Here is a 16,437-nt window from a genome sequence, read left to right as displayed (position 1 = left end):
CGCCGGCCGGCAACGGCGCGTACAATAGACGTTCGACATTGGTCGATATCCCGACCGTTCGGTCACCGATGTCGATTCATTCACGCCGTTTCCCCGCGAGATCTCACCTTTGCTCTCTACCGCCAACATCACCATGCAGTTCGGCCCCAAGCCGCTCTTTGAAAATGTCTCCGTCAAGTTCGGCGAGGGCAATCGTTACGGCCTGATCGGCGCCAACGGCTGCGGCAAGTCCACCTTCATGAAGATTCTGGGCGGCGATCTCGAGCCGACCAGCGGTCAGGTCATGAAGGACGCCACTACGCGGCTGGGCAAGCTGCGCCAGGATCAGTTCGCCTACGAGAACGAGCGCGTGATCGATACCGTGATCATGGGCAACGAGGAGCTTTGGCAGGTCGCGGCCGAGCGTGAGCGCATCTATTCCCAGGCGGAGATGTCGGAAGAGGACGGCATGAAGGTCGCCGATCTCGAAGTCCGCTTCGCCGAACTCGACGGCTATACCGCCGAGGCCCGTGCCGGCGAGCTGCTGCTCGGACTCGGCATTCCGCTCGAACAGCACTTCGAGCCGATGAGCGTGGTCGCGCCGGGCTGGAAGCTGCGTGTGCTGCTGGCCCAGGCGCTCTTTTCCGATCCGGACGTGCTGCTGCTCGACGAGCCGACCAACCACCTGGATATCAATACCATCCGCTGGCTGGAGGAGATGCTGCGTGCGCGCAGCTCGACGATGATCATTATCTCCCACGATCGTCACTTCCTGAACAGCGTCTGCACGCACATGGCGGATCTCGACTACGGCGAGTTGAAGCTCTTCCCGGGCAATTACGACGAGTACATGATCGCCGCGACCCAGGCGCGCGAACGCCTGCACGCCGAGAACGCCAAGAAGAAGGCGGAGATCGCCGAGCTGCAGCAGTTCGTCAGCCGCTTTTCGGCGAACGCCTCCAAGGCCAAGCAGGCGACGTCGCGCCAGCGCAAGATCGACAAGATCCAGCTCGACGAGATCAAGCCGTCGTCTCGCGTCAGCCCGTTCATCCGCTTCGAACCCAGCAAGAAGATCCATCGGCATGCGCTCAATGCCGAGAAGCTGACCAAGGCCTGGGGCGACAACGTGTTGTTCGAACGCTTCGGCCTGCAGGTCGAGGCTGGCGAGCGCATCGCGATCATCGGTCCCAACGGCATCGGCAAGACCACGCTGCTCAACTGCCTGACCGGTGCGATGACGCCCGATGCCGGCGAGGTCAAATGGACCGACGCCGCCGAAGTGGGCTATTTCGCCCAGGATCATGCCGCTGATTTCGAGGGGGGCGAGACGCTGTTCGAGTGGATGGGGCAGTGGACCACCGAAGGCGAACAGACCGTGCGCGGCGCGCTCGGGCGTATGCTGTTTTCCAACGACGACATCGGCAAGTCAGTCAAGGTGATCTCGGGTGGGGAGCAGGGGCGCATGCTGTTCGGCAAGCTGATCCTGCAAAAGCCCAACGTCCTGGTGATGGACGAGCCCACCAACCACCTCGACATGGAGTCGATTGAAGCGCTCAATCTGGCGCTCGACAACTATCCCGGCACGCTGATCTTCGTCAGCCATGATCGCGAATTCGTCGGCTCGCTGGCCACCCGCATCATCGAGATGAAAGACGACGGCATCGTCGACTTCAGCGGCAGCTACGACGACTATCTACGTAGCCAGGGCGTCTACTGACATCGGAATCGGAGGGCGTGTCCGGTGCGTCCCGCCCTTCTTCGTCCTTGCCTTTCTTCATCGCCCACCGGATGTCGGCGCACATCGTGAGATGGCATCGGGCGGGATCGATTGTCGATCAGTGTTGTCTATCGTCACAGCAATGGCGATGAATCTTCGCCATCATCGGCTAGCCTGTAGTGATATCTGCAGCGGCGATAGCCAGCCGTCTGGCGCCTGGGTGCCACGGCATTCGACAAGGAGCGACGACAACGATGCAACGGAAGATGCAGTGGATACCGCTGGCCGCAGGTACGGCGCTGGCACTGATGACGAGCGCCGCCCAGGCGCTGCCCTCGAGCTTTCCCACCGGCACCACCGTCTATGATCCGGATCGGGCCTACAACGGCTTCGTGCTGTTTCCCGGTAATGACGGCAAGACCCACCTGATCGACATGAACGGCAACCAGGTACATGAGTGGGACTACGAGAGTTTCCCGCCCGTGCCGCTCTCCGCCGACCAGGCCGGCGGCGAGAAGGGGCATCTGCTCGTTCAACTGGCCCGCGCCGACAAGCTGCCCGAGCACGCAAGCCCCGGTAACGGCCTGACCAACGCTTCGGTCGGCGAGGTCGATTGGGATGGCAACGTCGAGTGGCAGTGGGGCAGTCAGGCACATCCGGTCTACCAGCACCACGATATGCGCAAGCTGCCCAACGGCAATAATCTGGTCATGACCGCAGACACCCGCGAGCTCAACGGTTTCGACTATCCGGTCATCGACAATGCGGTCGAGGAGGTCGATGCCGACGGCAAGGTCGTGTGGGAGTGGAAGGCCGGCGATCATCTCGACGAGATGGGCTTTTCGGATGTCGCCATGCGCTCGCTAAAGGACTCCGAAGACCCCGATTTTCTCCACCTCAACACGGCCACACCGGTCGGACCGAATCGCTGGTTCGACGAGGGTGACGAGCGCTTCGCGCCGGACAACATTCTCGTCAATTCGCGTAACGCCAACGTGATGTTCATCGTCGATCGCGATACCGGGGAAATCGTCTGGCGGATCGGGCCGGATTTTCCGGCGCTTCAGTTGACCGGCAAGCTCGGTCGCCCGATCGATCAGACCGTCGGAGCCCACGATGCTCACTTTATTCCCGAAGGGCTGCCCGGCGCCGGCAACCTGCTGCTGTTCGACAATCAGGGCAACGCCGGCTTCCCGCCCTCCAAGCAGGGCTTCTTCTCCTCGTCGCGCGTGATCGAGGTCGACCCCACGACCGACAAGATCGTCTGGCAGTACACGGGCAACATGTCGGGTCGTTCCTCGTGGACGTTCTACAGCTCGTTCATCTCCAGCGCCCGGCGTCTGCCCAACGGCAACACGCTGATCGACGAGGGGCAGAACGGCCGGCTATTTCAGGTCACGCCGAAGGGCGAGATCGTCTGGGAGTACGTGAGTCCTTACTTCGGCAAGTCCATGCCGGACGACGATTACGTGACCAACTCGGCCTATCGTGCGCAGCTGGTCGATTACGACTGGGCGCCCGACGGTACCCCACACGAGGAGCAGGCGGTCAAGCCTGACTGCGACGTCTATCCCGCGGCACCGGGGTGTCATCCCGGGCAGTGAGCGGACATGACCAGCGGCCGCCGGCTCGACGACACCCTGTCGCGGGCCGGTAGGTCGGGCGGGTGCCTTCTCTTCGTGTGCAGTCTGGCGCCGGCGTGGCGTAAACTGCCGGTTCACTCCCCAGCGTGAATCGTCATGGCCGCTACTCACCCAGCTTTCGCTGACAGTTCCCGAACCGCCGGCAGTTCCCGAACCGCAGATAGCCAGAACGAGGAGCCGGCGGTGCTGGATACGCTGGTCGTCGGCGGGGGAGCGACCGGGCTTACCGCGTCGTGGTCGTTGGCCAAGGGGCGTCAGCGGGTCACGCTGCTCGAGGCTGGCGCCAGCGTCGGCGGAAACATCGCCACCGAACGTGACGGCGAGTGGCAGATCGAGCACGGCCCCAATACGGTGATCATGAAGCCGCCGCTTTACGCCCTGCTCGATGAGCTCGGCCTGCTCGACGAAGCGCAGGCCGCGAATGCCGTCGCCAACAAGCGCTACGTGGTACTCGATAGTCATCTCGAGGCGCTGCCGATGAAACCGCTGGCGGCACTGCGCTCGCCGTTGCTTGGCCTCGGTGCCTGGCTCCGACTCGCTCGCGAACCCTTCCTGCCCCGAGGCCGGCAATCGGAGGAGACGCTGGCAGCGTTCGTCTCCCGCCGGCTGGGGCCTCGCGTACTCGAGCGCATGGTCGATCCTTTTGTCTCCGGCGTTTATGCCGGCGATCCGGCGCGGCTCTCGGTGCAGGCCGCCATGCCGCGGCTTGCCGCACTCGAGGCCGAACATGGCTCGCTGATTCGTGGCGGTCTCAAGCGGTTGAAACAGGCGCGACGTGAACCGTCACCCGTTCCCGCCGACTGGCGCGGCAAGCTGGTCAGTTTTCCCGGCGGGCTCGAGCGACTGCCCGAGCGGCTGGCGGAGCGCATCTCTGGCTGCGCGTCCGCTGCCATCGAGACGCACTGCGACGTTGTCAGCGTGATTCGGGAAGCGGGGCTCTGGCGGGCCGAGTCGCGCGACGGCCGCGCGTGGCGGGCTCGTTCACTGGTGCTTGCAGTTCCCGCGCCGGTGGCGGCGAAACTGCTACGCCCGCTCGATGCCGCGCTGACCGAGCCGCTGGAGGCGATCGTCTATCCCCCGGTCAACGCCATCGCACTCGGTTTCCGCGATGCCGATCTCAAACATCCGCTAGACGGTTTTGGCGTCCTGCTGCCCCGCGCTGAAGGCCGGCGCACGCTGGGGGCGCTGTTCTCCTCGACGTTGTTTTCGGGGCGCGCGCCGGAAGGGCACAAGCTGCTCAACGTCTTCATCGGCGGGCGCCAGGACCCGGCGGCGACCAGCGGTGACGATGCGACCCTGATCGCGCGGGTGATCGACGAGCTGGGCGACCTGCTCGACATCCGCGGCGAGCCGGTGTGGCAGCGCGTTACCCGCTGGCCCCAGGCGATTCCCCAGTACGAACTCGGACACCTCGAGCGGCTTGCGGCGCTGGACGCCGCTGCTGCCGGCCACGATGGTCTGCATCTGGCCGGCAACTGGCGCGGCGGGATTTCGGTCGGTGATTGCCTGGAGAACGGCCGCCTGCTGGGCGAGCGGCTACTGGCCCGCGCCTGACTCGCGCTGCCGGTCGACGGCTAGGACTTCTCTTCCTCGACCAGCTCCGCGACCGACGCCATGATCTCCTTGGGGCGAAACGGGTATCGCTCGATCTCTGTCTTGTCGGAGATACCGGTCATCACCAGCACGGTATGCATGCCGGCCTCGATACCGGCGACGATATCGGTATCCATGCGATCGCCGATCATGCCGGTGGCATCCGAATGCACGCCGAGCTTGTTCAGCGCCGAGCGGAACATCATCGGGTTGGGCTTGCCGACGATATACGGTTTGCGCCCCGTCGCCTCGGTAATCAGTGCGGCGACGGCGCCGGTCGCCGGCAGCACGCCTTCGGCGCTCGGGCCAGTGGCATCCGGGTTGGTGCAGATGAAGCGGGCGCCATCCTTGATCAGCCGAATCGCCTTGGTGATCGCCTCGAACGAGTAGGAGCGCGTCTCGCCGAGGACGACGTAGTCCGGTGCAGTATCGGTCATGATGAAGCCGGCCTCGTGGATCGCCGTGAGCAGACCGGCTTCGCCGACCACGAATGCCGAACTGCCCGGCGCCTGATCACGCAGAAACGACGCGGTGGCGAGCGCGGAGGTCCAGATACTCTCCTCCGGCACCTCGATGCCGCTGTGCTGCAGACGCGCGCTGAGATCCCGCGGTGTGTAGATCGAGTTGTTGGTCAGGACCAGAAACGGGATCTCGCGCTCTCGCCACTGATTGATCAGTTCTGCGGCACCGGGAATCGCCTTGTTCTCGTGGACGAGAACGCCATCCATATCGGTCAGCCAGGACTTGATGTTGCGGCGACTCGCGGTGTTGCCCTTCTTCGAGGACGATTTTCCGCTCGTGCTGCTTCTGTTCGATGTGCTCTTGCCGGCCATGGAACCCCTTGGCATACGCCTGTGAGTGAAATGAGAGTCACCACTTGTCATACGCAGTCTAGCAAGTTGTTCGTGACGGGCGCGTCGAACCTTGGGCGTGCGCGAACGGTCGGTGACAAGAGATCAATACCCCCGCCCGGCGTCGGCGAGATCCGGCACGCTGCCTTCGCGCTCGAAGCGCTCGATGTTGGCGGCCACGATGCGCGAGCCGGTGGGCGCGTCGATCAGCGAAGCGATGTGCGGCGTCACGGTTACGCCCGGGTGCGTCCAGAAGGGGTGATCCGCGGGCAGGGGTTCGATATCGAACACGTCCAGCGTGGCGTGGCCAAGCCGGCCGCTTTCGAGTGCTGCGAGGAGATCGTCCTCGACGAGATGCGGGCCGCGGCCGGCATTGATCAGGCTCGCGCCCTCGGGAAGCCGGTCGAATAGCGTCGCGTTCAAGATCCCCGTCGTCGCTTCGGTCAGCGGCAGCAGACAGACCAGGATCTCGCAGCGCTCGATGAACGCCGGAAATTCGTCCTCACCGGAGAAGGTGGTCACACCCGCGATCTCTCGCTTCGTGCGCGACCAGCCCAGCGTCTCGAAGCCGAGCGTGGCCAGCGTCGCCGCGGCCGTACCGCCCAGATTGCCAAGACCCATCACACCGACCGTGCGATCGGTCGCGGGTGGCACCACGAGCTGCGCCCAGCGTTTTTCGCGCTGATTGGCCGCAATGGTCGGCATGTCGCGGTGATGGCGCAGCACATGCAGTGCCACGTATTCGCGCATGCGCTGGGTGAGGTCCGTGCCGACGGTACGGATGATCGGCACCTGGCGGGGCAGCTCGGCATCGGCCAGCACGTGATCGATACCGGCCCCGAGCGAGACGATCGCCTTGAGGTGGGGGAAGGGCAGGAAAGCCCCGGTTGCCGGCTTCCACACGACGGCATAGGTAACCGCCGCCGGATCGCCCGGCTCGTGAATCGGGCGAATCGTCCACGTCGGCAGCAGCGCCTGGAGCTGCTCGATCCACCAGTCGATCTTTTCGCGGGAGGGGTGGGACACAATAATGGTCATGATTGATCTACCTGAATACAACAATTGACGGAAAATCCCGAAGATGAATTTCAAGCAGTTGGAAGCCTTCTACTGGCTTGCGCAACTGGGCAACTATCAGCGCGTCGCCGAGCGCTTGAGCCTGACCCAGCCCGCGGTCTCGGCCCGTATCAGCGGTCTCGAGGAGATGCTCGATGCGCGCCTGGTCGAACGCCGCGGGCACGATTTCGCTCTGACCGAGTCGGGTCACGCCGTCGCCGGCTACGCCGAGCAGTTTCTCAACCTGCGTGAGGCAATGAATGCGCGGCTCGATCAGCGCCAACGCCAGCGCCTGGCCATCGCCATGACCGGACCGGCTGCATTGACCTGGGGCACCGGCCTTCGCGCTCGTCTGGCCGGCTACGCTGACGAGCTGATGATCGATCTGCATGCCTCCGCCAACTATCAGCTACGTCCGATGATCGACTCCGGCGCCATCGATATCGCTTTTCTTTCCAACGATGCGGGGCTCTCGCCGGTCGCGGGCAGCTTCGCCGTCCGGTATCGCGTCGGCTGGGTGGCGCGGCGCGACATGGCGGCCGATATCGCCGTGCCGGCCAGCGCCGATCGTCTACGCCAGATGCCCCTCATTCTCTACCCGCGAACGTCACCGCTGTTCTCTCCCATCGCCGAGTTCGTGCACGAGGAGCAACTGGGACGCGGACCGCGCCAATATGCCAACTCGCTGCCGATGATCGTCGAGATGCTGCGCCAGGGCTTTGGCCCATCGGCTATTCCCCTGGCGGTGGTCGAGCACGATATCGCCGCGGGCGATCTGGTCGAGATTCCGACGACCACGCGCCTCGCACCGCTGGAGATTCGCTGTGTCCATCTCAACGAGTCGCGCCGTCCGCTGATCGACGATGTCTTCCAGCTGTCGCGGGAAGCCGCCGAGAACTGGTGCCTTCAGCACCGCGACTACGCGGATTTCGCCTGCGGCGGCGAGGTGGCTCGTCGCTGACCGCGGATCATGGTCGGACCACGGGGCCCGCATCGCCGAGTGACTCGATCTCGAACGGGGCCGGCGCGGCGCCACCGCCGACCGGCTGGGTCGGGTCGTTGAGGCCCGTGCACTCGCCGCTGAGCGGATCGCGCGCCACCGCCGAGACACAGGCGTAGAGCTTGGGGAACACCGTCTGCTGCGCGATCTCCAGGGCGAAGCGCTCGCCGAGTCGGGAAAGCGTTGCGGGATCGAAGCGTGGGTCGACCCGAATCGAGCCGCGGAAGCTCGCATCGAGCCGTGGATGATGCACGGCCGTTTCCACGCTCATGTCGAAATCCATCATCAGCGCGGCGACCTGCGTCACGGCCGGCATGATCAGATTGCCGCCGGAAGCGCCGACCGAAAAGCGCGCCTCATCCGCCTTGACCGCGACCGTCGGGCACATGTTCGAGGAGTTGATGCGCTTGCCCCCGGCCATCGTGGTCGGATAACCGGGGCGTGGGTCGAAGTAGCTGACGCTGTCGTTCATCAGCATGCCGGTGGATGGCAGCGTGACGCCGGAACCGAATCGGTTGAGCAGGGTATAGGTGAGCGCGACCATGTTGCCTTCGGCATCCACCGAGGACATCGACGAGGTGCAGGCGCCGTTCTCTCCGTCGGTATGGCCGTCGGTATGGCCGTCGGTCGGCGCAAGCACGCCGTTGCGGATCTTGTGCTGCCGCCAGCAGGCTTCCAGCGCCTCGGCGTAGGCGAGCCAGCTCTCCGCGGTCGGCGTTTCCGGTGGCGTCGGCATCGCCTTGAGCGTGTGTGCGAGCATCTCGCGCTGGCGCAGTCCGCCGGACACCTCGCCGGGCGTATAGAGCGTATAGCCGCGGTGCTCTGCCGCCATCGGCGCATACTCGAATACCTCGTAGGCGGCGAAATCATCACACGAGATCCGCGAGCCACCGGCCTGAAGGTCGGCGACGATCTTCTCTGCCAGCGCACCGCGATAGAACGACTCGGCGCCACCTTCGGCGATGTCGTCGAGCGTTTCGGCCAGGCGGGGGATTTTCAGCCGGCTTTCGGGCGTCGCCGGATGACCCCCGGGCAGATAGATCGCGGCCGATACGGGGTCGCGCGCGAGCGTTCGAGCGCAGACGCCGATCTGCAAACTGGTGAACCAGTCGACGAACAGGCCACGCTCGGCCAACTGGATTGCCGGTGTCATGACCTCGCGGCGTGAGCGGCTGCCGAAGCGGGAGAGCGCATGGTCGAGCCCGGCCACCGCGCCGGGCACGGTGATCGAGCGGTAGCCCTCGATGTTGGCGTTGTCGATCACGCCGGGGAAGCCCATCGGCGTCCGCGGCCGTTCGGGATCGACCGGGTAGTCCTCGAGGCGAATGCCGCCGGGCAGCGTGCCCTGAAAATCGAGCGCAACGGCACGCTTCTCTTTCGCCAGCCAGATCACCATGAAGCCGGCCCCGCCGAGCCCGCACATCCAGGGTTCTACCGCATTGAGTGCGTAGGCGGTAGCGACAATGGCATCGATGGCATTGCCGCCGGCATCGAGCTGGGCGGCGCCGGCCCGCGCCGCCACGCGATGCTGGGAAGCGACCACGCCGCGCGTCGAGCGCGCGGCGGGCGTGGTCAGTGTCCAGTTGTCGATATCTGCATGTAGCGTGTTGGAGATCATGCTCGCCTCAGTTCGACAGGGTGTCTTCGATCATACGGGTCGCGCCGGAAAGATCACCCAGTCGTTCACCCGCGCTGACCCGTGCTTCGTTCTTGAGTCCCTTGGCGGTCTTGGCTTCGCCCGCCGCCAGCAGCTCGTCGAGATCCTCCGGGGCGATGAACAGTATGCCGCATTCGTCGGCCAGCACCGCGTAGCCGGGCAGGACGGCGGCGCCGCCGATCGAGACCGGAATATTGAAGCCGCCGCCGGTATTGTAGAGCCGCGTGGTGATCGGAGAGGCGCCGCGCGACCACATGGGGAAGTCCTGCTCGCGAATTTCGGCGGTGTCGGTATGAGGGCCGTCGACGCAGCCGCCAGCGATGCCCATCGAGGCTGCCATGCGGGTCACGCCGCCGCCCCAGCAGGCATACTTGCGATCGCCCAGACGGTCGACGGCGAGAAAGTATCCCGGCCCCATCTGCGCCAGGCAGTGATGCAGCAGCGTGCTGTCGTGGCCCGGAATCGCCAGCGTGCAGAGCGTGCCGACCACGGTCTTGCCCGGCAGCACGGGGGCGATCTCCGGCGCGGCGAAGCCGAAGTGGTAGATATGACCGAGCGTGGCGGTCTCGAGCTTGGCCAGGCGTGTCAGCTTGTCGGCGGCGATGGGCTCGGGCATCGGATTTATCTTGTAGGTCAGTTGGCTCATGTCGGTTCCGTTGTCGTTGTGTCAGATGTCGAAATGTCAGATGTCGGTGTGTCGAAGATTGGGGCTCGTGCCGGGCCTGGTGTGTCAACTGCCGGCCTGGCGGGTGTCGCGAGCTTGATGCGTGCCGGCCGTCACGATCCGGGGCCCAGAATCAGGTCGGGCAGGAAAGTCACCAAGTCGGGCACGAAGGTCACCAGCAGCAGGACCAGGAAAAGGGGGATCAGCATCGGCAGCACCGCCAGGGTGACCGCCTCGAAACGCACCCGGCCGACGTGGGAGACGATGTAGAGGCCGATGCCCATCGGTGGCGTGGCGATACCCAGCAGCAGGCCGAGCTGGATGATGATGCCGAAATGGACCCGGTCGATGCCGTAGGCGTCGATCACTGGCAAAAGCGTCGGTACCAGAATCAGCTTGGCGGGTACGCCTTCGACCACGCAGCCGACGATGACGATGAAGACCAGCAGCAACAGCAGGAAGACGTAGCGATTCTCGGTCAGCGCGAACATCTGGTCGGCGATGTGCTGCGGGGCCTGCTCGATCGCCAGCACCCAGCCCATCGCGATGGAGAAGGCGATGATGATCATGATCACCGCGGTCATCGAGGTAGTATCGGTGAGCGCATCGCGGAACTTCTGCCACGTCAGCTCGCGGTACCAGAGGCCGAGCCCGATGCAGTAGAGGCAGGCGAGCACGCCGGCTTCGGTGGCGGTGACGAAGCCTGTCATGATCGAGCCCAGGATGATTGCCGGTGCCAGCAGCGCGAGCAGGCCGTGCTTGCCGGTCGCGGCGACCTGTTTCGGAGTGGCGCGAGGCTGGGTCGGGAAATTCTCGCGTGTCGCGCGCAGGCGCAGGTAGAGCATCAGCGCGAGGCCGACCAGTAGCCCCGGCACCAGGCCGGCGAGAAACATACGCTCGATCGAGACCTGAGCGAGAAAGGCATAGATTACCAGGCCGATGGAGGGAGGAATCAGTGGACCGATCACTGATGATGCGACGGTTATCGCGGCGGCGAAATCGCCGCGATAACCGCGCTCGCGCATCGCCTTGATCTCGATCGCGCCGAGACCGGCACAATCGGCGACGGCAGCACCGGAGATGCCGGCGAAGATCATCGACGAGAGCACGTTGACCTGCGCCAGACCGGCCCGAAAGTGACCGACCAAGGCATTGGCAAAGGCAAAGATACGGTCGGTGACGCCGGTCACGTTCATCAGGTTGCCGGCCATGATGAAGAACGGAACCGCCGTCAACGATGCCTTGTTGACCCCTTCCAGCATCTGCTGGGGGATGATCTGCAGGGCACTCGAGAAATCCGAGGTGAGGAAAGCGAGCGTGACCGCGCCGCCAATGGCGATGGCGATCGGTACGCGCAGCAGAATGAGAGCGAGAAAAACGCCGAACAGGACGTAGATCATGCGTCGGCCTCCGGGTGGATCGGCGCGGTGTTTTCGGGCAGGCCGACGCAGAGCTTGGCCAGATCGATCAGCGCCGTCAGCGCCACCAGCGCGCTCGACAGAAACAGCGGTGCGAACAGCGCCCGGCGCGGTAGTTCGCTGCCGCCAGGTAGCTGGGCACCCTCGACGAAGCCCGCGGCCGCGGACATTACGCTCGACCACTGTGTCACCAGAACGGCGCAGACGCCCAGCGCGACGGCATCGGAGATCAGGCGGCTCGCGAGATCACCGCCACGCCCCATTCTCTTGACCAGGAAGTCGATACGCACATCCTTGAGACGCACGTGAATGGCGAAGAAGCCGAAAAAACTGAGCCAGATGAACATCACCATCGTCCAAGGCCAGAACCACCAGACCGAAATATCGAACGGACGCAGGAGAAAGGTGGCGGCGGTCAGCCCCAGCATGATCAACAGGCAAAAATTGCACGCCCATAGGCTGAGGCCACCAAGCTTCCACAGCGCACGATCAAGCCCGGCGATCGGTCGCTGCAACCCGTTAAGCGGTGTAAGAGAGGAAGTCTCGTGCATGATCGCGATCACTCGGCCGGCTGGCGGGTCGCTTTGACCGTCTCGAGGAAGCCCTCGGGCAGATCTCCATCCGCATCCATCTGCTGATAGAGCTTCTGAGTACGCTCGATGAAAGGTTGCGTATCGAGCTCGGTGTAGCTGAGCCCGTCCTTTTTCATTCGCGCCAGGCTCTTGCGCGTGACCTCGGCCAGCAGTTCGTGGCTCTCCTTTGCCGTCTCGCGGTAGGCACGCATCAGACCAACGCGGGTATCGTCATCAAGGCCTTCGAGCGCGGCCTGGTTGGTCATGAACCCGATGGATTGATAGTACTCGTTGGTTCGCGCGAGGTAGGGCGCGACCTCTTTGAAGCGCATCGACTCGACCATCGACACCGGCGTGGTGACGGCCTGCACGATGTTCTTGGAGATCGACTGATAGACCTCGGTCCAAGGTAGCGTCATGACCTGTGCGCCGAGGTTGTCCCACACCTTCATCAGCAGCTGATTGGAGGGCATGCGCATCTTCAGGCCGTCCACGTCATCGATCGATTCGACCGGCGTCGATGACACCAGTACGCGATACGGGCCGCGAATGACGGCGGAGGGGTCACCCAGCGGCACGATGCCCGATTTCCTGGCGGCTTCCTCGAACCAGCCATTGACCAGATCGGAGTTCATGAAGCGCGACCAGTGTTCGTAGTCATCGAACGCGAACGGGGCGACGACCCATGCCAGTGCCGGCTCCCAGCGCTTCATGAAGTTGAAGCCCTCCGCGTAGATATCGACCACGCCGGACTGCAACTGCTCGAGCACGGCGTCCTCCTTGCCGAGCTGCTCGTTGGGGAACACTTGAATCGTCAGGTCGCCGTCGGTGTATTGGTCGACCCGTTCGGCGAAGTGCTCGAAGAGCTGACCCTCGGGACTGTCCACCGGCATCTTGGTCGCCATGCGCCAGGTGTCGGCCTGTACGGCACCGGAAATCAGGGCAGCGGAAATGGCCGCGAGCACGGCCGTGGAGATCGATCGTTGCATGAGGCGCTCTCTATCGTTGTGTTTGGAATTGTCGTGCTTGACGCATTCGGGAGTCGCTTCATGAGAGGAAAACGATTCGGGACTTGAGCGTCCAATCGATTTTTCTTTGGCGAGGGATAAGCGTTTTTTTCGGGCGCGGGGCGGTGCGGTCTTCGCGCGGCGTCAGCGACCCGATTCGGCAAGCGATGTGCCGGGTGCGGTCGCTTCGATCAGTTCACCGACCAGCGCCTCGACGCGTGCGTTGTAGGCGCTGCCGCTGGCGGGTGGGCTCGGGTCGGAGGTCATGACCACGGTGAGTTCGCGAGAGGGCACGACGTAGAGCAGCTGCCCGCCGTAGCCCCAGCCGTAGTGCACGGCTTCGCCGGCCAGCGTGGTCGTGAACCAGCCGTAGCCGTAGTCGTCTCCGTTGTAGAACGAGCGAGTGCGTGGCTGCCAGGAGCGATCGATCCATGCCGCCGAGAGCACCCGCTCGTCGCCGAATTCGCCCCGCTGGCGGATCATCTCACCAAAACGCAGCAGGGCCTGCGGTGTCAGCCCCATCTCGTTGCCACCGAAGTAGATGCCCTGCGGATCGCGGGTCCAGGGTGGCACCGCCACACTGAGCGGCTCGCCGAGCCACTCCCGCGCAAGCGCCAGGGTGCTGCGACCGCTCGCTTCGGTCAGTGCCGCCGAGAGCAGGTGCGTGTTGCCGGTGGAGTAGAGCATGCGCCCGCCGATCTCGCCGACGAAGGGGCGCTCGAGCGCATTGGCGACCCAGTTGGCACTCGCGACCCAGCCGCCGTAATTGGCACCGGAGGTTCGCTCCAGTCCGGCCTGCATCGAGAGCAGATGGCCGACGGTGATCTCGTCGACACGCGGGTCGAGATCGGCAGGAACCCGATCTCCGAGCAATTCGACGATCGGTTGGTTAACGCTCTCGAACACGCCGCGATCGATGGCGATGCCGACCAGTGCGGCGATCACTGTCTTGGAGAGCGACTTGATATTGGCGGTCTCGCGCGTCGAGTGGCCACGGAAGCCCTCGTCGATCACGGTATCGCCATCGATGGCGACCAGCAGGGTGTGGCTGCGCGGCAGGTCGCTGGCGCGCTCGGTCACCCGCTCGCGGACAGCATCCGGCAGCGAGACCGCCTCGGCGGCGACCGGCAGCAAGGCCAGTATCAGCATCACCACCGGCGCGGCCAAACGGCCGGCCGGGCCAGACACTATAGGGAAGAGACGGAAGAACGAGGTGGCATGAGTCATGTCTGCAGTCTCGCCCACTGGGTCAAGGCTTTCCAGACTTGGCGCGTCGAGACGAATGTCCGGCTCAGGCGGGTTTGAACGTGTGATGACGCCAGGCGTGGAGATAGAAGCCGACATAGCGTGCGGCGACGTAGCCGACGATGGCCGTGGCAATGAGGACTTCGAGTGTGGCCAGGCCATGCACGAGGGCGACGTCATGCGCATGAAACTCTTGGGCTTGCATCCAGCCAGCGGTCTTCGCCAGTGCCGTGGCGCCGATCACCATGGGAAAGGTGAAGGCGGCATAGCCAGGGCTATAGGGCAGCCGCAGCAGCTTGACGAAGGCCAGATAGATGACCAGCGTCATCAGCACCGCGATGCCGCCGAGGAGTGCCACGACCAGCGCGGATGGCTCGGCGACGACGGTGAGGTAGCCGGCAAGCGAGAGGCTCGCCGGCGCCGCCATGATCGCGATGGTCGGCTTGGCCGGGTCGGGGATCTCGTCGGCGAAGATCAGTCGATAAACCATGATCGGCAGCAGGATCGCATAGAGCCCCATGCCGAAGTAGAGTAGCCCGGTGGCGAGCGGATGCAGGGCAGCGACGCCAGGGAAGGCGACATCGGCGACGATGACGCCGACGGGCGGCACGAACCAGGCGGGCACCATGTGGCGCAGCTCGAACTGACGCACCCGATGCACGATGAAGGTGGCGAGAAACGCGAGATGTAGCACAACGGCCGCGAGCCATAGCGCCACGCCAAGCTCCAGCGAGAGCCACTGCGCTACCGCTTTCGAGACCACCATGCTGGCCATGGCGAAGGTCGGCACGACGCTGCCGACGACCGGGTGCGCCAGATCCGCCCACAGCAGCCGAGGGTGGAGCACGAACTTGGCGATCAGGATCAGCAGCAGAGCGCCGCCGATTATCGCGCCCGTGACCTGTGCCACGCCGCCAAGCGGGGCAAAGCTCTCCCAGCACCAGCCGAGACTCGAGATGCCGAGTGCCAGGCCGGCCATGGGCGTCGGGGCATTCTGGAGTCGCTGGATCAAAGGGCGCATGAGTCTCTCCGCAAGGTGCTGGTGGACAGTCGGTGGGAGTAACTTATGGCAAAAAGCGCTATCGTTATATTTTAACTTTTTTGACTTGTTGTTTCTTAAACTTTAACGACAGGGGCGCCGAACGATGAGGCCTGCTGAACGACAAGGGCCACTCAACGACAAGGACCGCTGAATGGCGATCACCTTCCGACAGCTTCAGGTCTTCGTGGCCGTCGCGCGCGAGCGCACGCTCACAAACGCGGCCGAGCGACTGTTTCTGACCAAACCGGCAGTGAGCGTGGCGCTCTCTGAGCTGGAGAAACAGTGCGGGCAGACGCTATTCGATCGCCATCGCAATCGCCTCTATCTAAATGATCAGGGACGGCGACTGCTGCCGCTGGCGGATGAGCTGCTCACGCGAAGCCGTGTGATCGAGCAGCTGTTCGACGACGAGGCGCTCGGCGGTCATCTGCACATCGGTGCGAGTTACACCATCGGTCACCAGCTGTTGCCACGACTGCTGCGGCGCTTTCGCGACCGCACGGGTCATCGCGAGCAGCAGCTGACGATCGCCAACAGCGCCGCGATCCTGCGCGGACTCGAGGCGTTCGAGCTGGATATCGGCATGATCGAAGGGCGTGTCGCCGACGAGCGTTTCCAGGTCGTGCCGTGGCGTCGAGATAGGCTGGTGATCACTGCCGCTGCGGATCACCCGCTGGCAGGGCAAGGCGCGCTGCCGGTCGAAGCGCTGGGCGATGCCGAGTGGCTGCTGCGTGAACCGGGCTCCGGCACGCGAGAGCAGTTCATGCGCTATATCGCGCCGCGACTGCCGAACTGGAAACCGGGTCTGGAGATCAATTCGGCCGAGGCGATCATCAACGCGGCAGCGGCGGGGCTCGGGCTGACCTGTCTGTCCACGCTGGAGGCGCGTCATGCGCTGGCGGATGGCCGGCTGGTCGCCATCGATATCGGCCTGGAGATGACCCGTGAGTTCAGCCTGGTGCTGCACCGGGACAAGTATCGTAGCCCGCTGCT

General features: G+C 64.3%; 14 protein-coding genes. 5 read left to right on the top strand and 9 right to left on the bottom strand.

Features of this window, described 5'->3' with window-relative positions; all coding sequences use genetic code 11:
- Positions 1-109 precede the first annotated feature (109 nt).
- The 3 genes from IE125_RS03615 (at position 110) to hemG (ending at position 4,893) form a co-directional block, all read left to right on the top strand.
- Positions 110-1,696 carry an ABC-F family ATPase gene (locus IE125_RS03615; RefSeq protein ID WP_189443244.1) on the top strand — a complete coding sequence of 529 codons (1,587 nt, stop codon included), beginning with the start codon at positions 110-112 and terminating at the stop codon, positions 1,694-1,696.
- Between the two features lie 254 nt (positions 1,697-1,950).
- The gene (locus IE125_RS03610; protein ID WP_229808909.1) at positions 1,951-3,300 is read left to right on the top strand and encodes an aryl-sulfate sulfotransferase; all 1,350 of its coding nucleotides are present in this window, start codon (positions 1,951-1,953) and stop codon (positions 3,298-3,300) included.
- 135 nt (positions 3,301-3,435) lie between these two features.
- Positions 3,436-4,893 (top strand): protoporphyrinogen oxidase, encoded by a 1,458-nt coding sequence (gene hemG, locus IE125_RS03605; protein WP_189443243.1) that lies wholly within the window; start codon positions 3,436-3,438, stop codon positions 4,891-4,893.
- A 20-nt stretch (positions 4,894-4,913) separates the two neighbouring features.
- Here the strand turns inward: hemG and IE125_RS03600 are convergent, their stop codons facing one another.
- Positions 4,914-5,765 carry an HAD-IIA family hydrolase gene (locus IE125_RS03600; protein ID WP_189443242.1) on the bottom strand — a complete coding sequence of 284 codons (852 nt, stop codon included), beginning with the start codon at positions 5,763-5,765 and terminating at the stop codon, positions 4,914-4,916.
- Between the two features lie 123 nt (positions 5,766-5,888).
- Positions 5,889-6,821 (bottom strand): 2-hydroxyacid dehydrogenase, encoded by a 933-nt coding sequence (locus IE125_RS03595; protein ID WP_189443241.1) that lies wholly within the window; start codon positions 6,819-6,821, stop codon positions 5,889-5,891.
- Between the two features lie 43 nt (positions 6,822-6,864).
- Between IE125_RS03595 and IE125_RS03590 the strand changes: the two genes are divergently transcribed.
- On the top strand, positions 6,865-7,800 hold the full coding sequence (locus IE125_RS03590) for a LysR family transcriptional regulator (RefSeq protein WP_189443240.1): 936 nt from the start codon (positions 6,865-6,867) through the stop codon (positions 7,798-7,800).
- Positions 7,801-7,807: 7 nt separating this feature from the next.
- On the opposite strand, the gene IE125_RS03585 is transcribed toward IE125_RS03590, so the two are convergent.
- The 7 genes from IE125_RS03585 to IE125_RS03555 all read right to left on the bottom strand — a co-directional run bounded on the left by IE125_RS03585 (position 7,808) and on the right by IE125_RS03555 (position 15,423).
- Entirely contained in the window at positions 7,808-9,457 is a 1,650-nt protein-coding gene (locus tag IE125_RS03585; RefSeq protein ID WP_229808908.1) for a gamma-glutamyltransferase family protein, read from the bottom strand.
- 7 nt (positions 9,458-9,464) lie between these two features.
- Positions 9,465-10,142 (bottom strand): RraA family protein, encoded by a 678-nt coding sequence (locus IE125_RS03580; RefSeq protein WP_189443239.1) that lies wholly within the window; start codon positions 10,140-10,142, stop codon positions 9,465-9,467.
- 131 nt (positions 10,143-10,273) lie between these two features.
- Positions 10,274-11,560, bottom strand: coding sequence for a TRAP transporter large permease (locus IE125_RS03575; protein WP_189443238.1), 1,287 nt, complete (start codon positions 11,558-11,560; stop codon positions 10,274-10,276).
- Positions 11,557-12,129, bottom strand: coding sequence for a TRAP transporter small permease (locus IE125_RS03570; protein WP_189443237.1), 573 nt, complete (start codon positions 12,127-12,129; stop codon positions 11,557-11,559). The genes IE125_RS03575 and IE125_RS03570 overlap by 4 nt, the downstream gene beginning before the upstream one ends.
- A gap of 8 nt (positions 12,130-12,137) precedes the next feature.
- Positions 12,138-13,139: a TRAP transporter substrate-binding protein gene (locus tag IE125_RS03565; protein WP_229808907.1), complete on the bottom strand. Its 1,002-nt coding sequence runs from the start codon at positions 13,137-13,139 to the stop codon at positions 12,138-12,140.
- A 162-nt stretch (positions 13,140-13,301) separates the two neighbouring features.
- A complete protein-coding gene (locus IE125_RS03560; protein ID WP_229808906.1) occupies positions 13,302-14,384 on the bottom strand; it encodes a serine hydrolase domain-containing protein in 1,083 nt (360 codons plus the stop codon).
- A gap of 64 nt (positions 14,385-14,448) precedes the next feature.
- Entirely contained in the window at positions 14,449-15,423 is a 975-nt protein-coding gene (locus IE125_RS03555) for a TDT family transporter (RefSeq protein WP_189443236.1), read from the bottom strand.
- 172 nt (positions 15,424-15,595) lie between these two features.
- Here IE125_RS03555 and IE125_RS03550 point away from each other — a divergent pair.
- A partial coding sequence (locus IE125_RS03550; RefSeq protein WP_189443777.1) for a LysR substrate-binding domain-containing protein occupies positions 15,596-16,437 on the top strand: 842 nt, incomplete at its 3' end.

It is taken from the genome of Salinicola rhizosphaerae, assembly GCF_014652715.1.
Classification (GTDB): Bacteria; Pseudomonadota; Gammaproteobacteria; order Pseudomonadales; family Halomonadaceae; genus Salinicola; species Salinicola rhizosphaerae.
The sequence above is the reverse complement of the archived record's forward strand: the minus strand, read 5'-3'. Positions and strand labels throughout refer to the sequence as shown.

Excerpts from the sequence above, each read along its gene's own strand:
- IE125_RS03595 (WP_189443241.1), bottom strand. The coding sequence starts at position 6,821 with ATGACCATTATTGTGTCCCACCCCTCCCGCGAAAAGATCGACTGGTGG.
- IE125_RS03585 (WP_229808908.1), bottom strand. The coding sequence starts at position 9,457 with ATGATCTCCAACACGCTACATGCAGATATCGACAACTGGACACTGACC.
- IE125_RS03610 (WP_229808909.1), top strand. The coding sequence starts at position 1,951 with ATGCAACGGAAGATGCAGTGGATACCGCTGGCCGCAGGTACGGCGCTG.
- IE125_RS03565 (WP_229808907.1), bottom strand. The coding sequence starts at position 13,139 with ATGCAACGATCGATCTCCACGGCCGTGCTCGCGGCCATTTCCGCTGCC.
- IE125_RS03560 (WP_229808906.1), bottom strand. The coding sequence starts at position 14,384 with ATGACTCATGCCACCTCGTTCTTCCGTCTCTTCCCTATAGTGTCTGGC.
- IE125_RS03570 (WP_189443237.1), bottom strand. The coding sequence starts at position 12,129 with ATGCACGAGACTTCCTCTCTTACACCGCTTAACGGGTTGCAGCGACCG.
- IE125_RS03590 (WP_189443240.1), top strand. The coding sequence starts at position 6,865 with ATGAATTTCAAGCAGTTGGAAGCCTTCTACTGGCTTGCGCAACTGGGC.
- IE125_RS03600 (WP_189443242.1), bottom strand. The coding sequence starts at position 5,765 with ATGGCCGGCAAGAGCACATCGAACAGAAGCAGCACGAGCGGAAAATCG.
- IE125_RS03555 (WP_189443236.1), bottom strand. The coding sequence starts at position 15,423 with ATGCGCCCTTTGATCCAGCGACTCCAGAATGCCCCGACGCCCATGGCC.
- IE125_RS03580 (WP_189443239.1), bottom strand. The coding sequence starts at position 10,142 with ATGAGCCAACTGACCTACAAGATAAATCCGATGCCCGAGCCCATCGCC.
- hemG (WP_189443243.1), top strand. The coding sequence starts at position 3,436 with ATGGCCGCTACTCACCCAGCTTTCGCTGACAGTTCCCGAACCGCCGGC.
- IE125_RS03575 (WP_189443238.1), bottom strand. The coding sequence starts at position 11,560 with ATGATCTACGTCCTGTTCGGCGTTTTTCTCGCTCTCATTCTGCTGCGC.